Annotated in this window: 3 protein-coding genes and 1 pseudogene; 3 read left to right on the top strand and 1 reads right to left on the bottom strand. The window is 39.5% G+C overall.

The genetic code is table 11. The annotated features are described in order from the left end of the window. Window positions 1-339: pseudogene (locus ACEW8O_RS23460) on the top strand (gliding motility lipoprotein GldD); the annotation flags it as partial. Between the two features lie 46 nt (window positions 340-385). Here ACEW8O_RS23460 and ACEW8O_RS23455 read toward each other — a convergent pair. Then, window positions 386-2,161 carry a sodium:solute symporter family protein gene (locus ACEW8O_RS23455; protein WP_373497060.1) on the bottom strand — a complete coding sequence of 592 codons (1,776 nt, stop codon included), beginning with the start codon at window positions 2,159-2,161 and terminating at the stop codon, window positions 386-388. 498 nt (window positions 2,162-2,659) lie between these two features. Between ACEW8O_RS23455 and ACEW8O_RS23450 the strand changes: the two genes are divergently transcribed. Together ACEW8O_RS23450 and ACEW8O_RS23445 are read left to right on the top strand one after the other, a co-directional pair. Next, window positions 2,660-3,598, top strand: a complete 939-nt coding sequence (locus ACEW8O_RS23450) for a UDP-glucuronic acid decarboxylase family protein (RefSeq protein WP_373497059.1) — start codon at window positions 2,660-2,662, stop codon at window positions 3,596-3,598. Between the two features lie 102 nt (window positions 3,599-3,700). Further along, a partial coding sequence (locus ACEW8O_RS23445) for a phosphotransferase enzyme family protein (RefSeq protein WP_373497058.1) occupies window positions 3,701-4,587 on the top strand: 887 nt, incomplete at its 3' end.

Genomic DNA, 4,587 nt, shown 5'->3' with positions numbered 1-4,587 from the left:
AAGGTGCACTTGACCTACCTACCTTTGGATAGTAAAGGGAAGGACCTGAAAACAGTGATGAATGATGCAATCAACTTGACCGCCAAGCATCAGGTCAAAGCTTATGGCATAGAGGAATCTGTCCTGATCACCCCAAAAGGTTATACCGGTGTGGTGGCGGAACTAAGTGGAGAGGTCCCTACACAATTCCAGTTTTTTGTGACGGATTCGACCAGCAACTTTTTGAGAGGTGCACTTTATTTTAATACTTCCATGAAAAATGATTCTTTGGCTCCGGTTATTGAATATATCAAAGTGGATTTGATTTATCTCATCAATACTTTGGAGTTTAAAAACTGAAACTTTTCCAAAGTTTTAAAACTTTGGAAAAGTTCGAAACAAACGATTACCGCATATTTTTCCAACTCTTAATGATAATTATCCCTCCCACAATTGCTATTATAGTTGCGATGGAAGCAGAAACCACATTCCCATATATCCAGAATCCAACGGCAAACAAAGTAGCATAGACCATCACCGATCCTACCAACATCAAACCGATTTCCATTGGCAATTGACCCTGTTCTTGTTTTTCTGCGGGATATCTGTCCAGGAGTTTTTTCCAACCAAAAGCAGCAGGACGGACTTTTTGGTAAAAGGATAGCAGAATGGCATCTTTTTCAGGTTGTGTGAAAATGGTTACCAAAATCCAACCAATAGTTGTAATCCCAACGCCGTAAAGCAATTTAAGGTACTCCTGATTTTCAGGAATACTGATCCATTGCGTTTTAGGATTTATACTCTCAAAGAAAATAGCCACTATGAATGAGATGACCATCGCTGAGATTTCAGTATAGGCATTGATCCGCCACCAAAACCAACGTAGAATGAAAATGGCGCCTGTACCCGCCCCGATCTGCAACAGAATGTTAAATGCCTCAAGGGCATTGGAAAGTGCCAAGGCTAGAAATGCAGCCAAGACCATCAAAAGCACTGTGGATATTCTTCCTACCATTACCAATTCCTTGTCAGTAGCCTGAGGTTTTAAAAATCGCAAATAAAAATCATTGACTACATAAGAAGAGCCCCAGTTTAAGTGGGTTGAGAGTGTAGACATAACCGCAGCTATCAATGAAGCGAGGACAATTCCTATCAGACCTGTAGGCAGGAAAGTCAACATCGCAGAATATGCCAGGTCATCTCCAAGTTTATTGACAGGTATATGGGGAAATGCCGCTTGCATGTCCGAGATATTTGGGAAAATAATCAATGATGCAAGTGCAATGATGATCCAAGGCCAAGGTCTCATCCCATAATGGGCAATATTGAAAAACAAGGTAGCACCAATGGCATTTTTTTCATCCTTGGCAGAAAGCATCCTTTGTGCGATATATCCACCTCCACCGGGTTCTGCACCTGGATACCAGGTAGCCCACCATTGAATTGCTAGGGGCATAATCAAAAGTGGTATGACCATGTTCCAGTCATTAAAGTCAGGCAGAAAGTCCAGTTTTCCTGCTACATTTTCATGGGTCAACAAATTATCCAGAGAACCGATCTCAGGCATATCCAAAATATAAATGGCCGCACCTATTGCTCCTGCCATAGCTATAAAAAACTGAAAAAAGTCAGTCAGCAAAACCCCTTTCAGACCACCTAATGAACTGTATATAACTGTGACAACACTCGCAATCAACAAGGTTTCAATTGGGCTTAAGCCCAACATGACGCCACCGATTTTGATAGCCGCCAAGGAAACGGTGGCCATGATGACCACATTGAAGAATACCCCAAGGTACAAAGCCCTGAATGCTCTTAGAAATGCAGCAGGTTTTCCGCCATATCTTAATTCGTAAAATTCCAGATCGGTGGTAACCTCAGAACGTCTCCAGAGCTTGGCATAGACAAACACCGTCAACATACCTGTTAGCAAAAATGCCCACCAAACCCAGTTTCCGGAAACTCCGTTCTTCCGCACAATATCTGTCACGAGATTGGGTGTATCTGCGGAAAATGTGGTCGCCACCATGGAAACACCCAAAAGCCACCAGGGCATATTCCTTCCTGAAAGAAAAAACTCCTTAGCGGAAGATCCCGCTTTTTTTGAAGCAAAGACCCCAATCAGCATCGATATCACAAAGAATGCTGCAATGATGGCCCAATCGATAAATGAAATGTTCATAGTTTTCTGGGTTATGAAGGCTTATTTCGATTTAAAGTTTATTAAAATTTTTATTTTATAGAGGCAAACTTCTTTAATAAATTTTACTAATGTAAAAAAAGAAATAATAATTGCAAAGTCAGAAAACCTGCATTTACAATATTGGTAATCAAAACTCGATATTTTGATTCAATTCTGTTAAGAAAATGAAAGATTATTTTTTCCCCAATACTTAATCTCGAAAATTTGGAGGGGAAATAATTTTAGTATTTTCGTGGGTCGGTAAGGACTAAAATTACAATCCCTAGGGAGTGGTTTTTATTATTGAGATCTCTTAATAGGTTAATTGGAAAAAATTAATCTGAGGTGAGAGGAAGATTAATTGCTGATTTGGTCATATCATTACGACTATATTAAATATATTGCCAGAAAGAATTAAGAATCAACACTTGAAAATAAGAATCCTTGGCAGGATTTAATAAATACTTAAAATTTTAACTTTTTTTAAAACAAACACTTATGAAAAGAATATTAGTAACCGGAGGAGCAGGATTTTTGGGGTCTCATTTATGCGAACTTTTGTTAAATGAAGGAAACGAAGTTTTATGTGTGGACAATTTATTTACAGGCAGGAAAGTCAATATCCATCATTTGTTGGATAACAAGAATTTCGAATTCATGAGACATGACGTGACCTTCCCATTATTTGTGGAGGTTGATGAGATTTACAATCTGGCATGCCCGGCCAGTCCTGTGCATTACCAATTTGACCCTGTTCAGACCACCAAAACCAGTGTGATCGGGGCGATCAATTTGTTGGGATTAGCCAAGCGCTTGAAAATAAAAATTTTGCAGGCAAGTACATCAGAAGTCTATGGTGACCCTGAAATCCATCCACAGCCTGAATCCTACAAAGGTTCAGTGAGTACTACAGGTATCCGTGCCTGCTATGACGAAGGAAAGAGGTGTGCGGAAACTTTGTTTTTCGATTATTACAGACAACACAAAGTGCAGATAAAGGTCATGAGGATATTCAATACATATGGTCCAAGGATGCATCCCAACGATGGAAGAGTTGTGAGTAATTTTATTGTACAGGCCTTGAAAGGGGAGGATATCACTATGTTTGGTGATGGTAAGCAAACAAGGAGCTTTTGTTATGTGGATGACCTTATCAGTGGGATGCACAAATTAATGAATTCAAGAGATGGGTTTACAGGGCCGGTCAATATTGGTAATCCCGGAGAGTTCACGATGCTTGAGTTGGCAGAAAAAATCATCTTACAAACAGGTAGCAAGAGTAAAATAAAATTTTTCCCTTTACCACAAGATGATCCTATGCAAAGGAGACCGGTCATAGAATTGGCAAAAAAGGAATTGGATTGGGAACCGAAAATCAAGTTAGATGAAGGATTGGCAAAAACCATTTCTTATTTTAAAAAAACGCTTGAACTTTAAATCGGTAAATTGATTGAAGTTGAGGAAAATAGAGGGTTGAAATCAATATGGTTTCAATCCTCTATTCATGTATACTGAAAATGAGTCCACTCAAATGCATCTATGAACAACCTTTCATTTCACCTCAATGCTGCGTATGGGTTAAATCTGCAGGAAGGACAAATCCGAAAATTCGGAGATGGCCATATTCACAGGACATTTTTGATTGAGGAAGGGACACATCGATTTATCTTACAGCAGTTTAATAATTCTGTTTTTAAAAATCCGGAAACGATTTCCCATAATCATGCAATTCTTCTTGACCAAATAAACACCGACGAATTGCCATATGAACTGCCCCTTCCAATTCCAAATTTGAAAGGAGAACTTTTTACAGTAATAGATGGGGATTATTTTAGGTTGGCACCATTTGTAAAAGGCAGGTGCATCAATGAAGTGAACAATTCTCATCAGGCCTATTTGGCTGCAAAAGCTTTTGCCCAATTTATCAAAGCCGGGATTCATATAAATGCAGAATTGTTTCAGGAGGCGATTCCAGGATTTAATGACCTGGAGTTACGGTACAATCAATTGTTGGAGGCCTTAAGGAAAACCGAGAGGATAGTAACCGGTGACCTGAAGGTATTGGTGGAATTTTATTTGTCCCAAAAAGATTTGGTGGAGGAATACCTGTTTTGGAAAAAGAAGCTGGCTCTACGGCTTACCCACAATGATACCAAAATCAATAACCTGATTTTTTCGGAAGACCTGACCGAAGTGAAGGCCGTCATCGATTTGGATACAATGATGGCCGGGTTTGTATATTATGATTTTGGGGATTTGGTGAGGACAGTCGCCTGCACAGAGGCGGAGAGTTCAACAAATTGGGAAATTATCGGGATAGATCAGGCCAAATATGATGCTTTGTTAGATGGCTTTCTGGAAATAGGTGAAGCCAACTTCAATGAAGAGGAAATCCAATCCCTAGCCTTTGGTGGGAAGATGATGAC

It is taken from the genome of Aquiflexum sp., from assembly GCF_041749095.1.
GTDB lineage: Bacteria > Bacteroidota > Bacteroidia > Cytophagales > Cyclobacteriaceae > Aquiflexum.
This window is presented reverse-complemented; position numbering and strand designations above follow the sequence as displayed.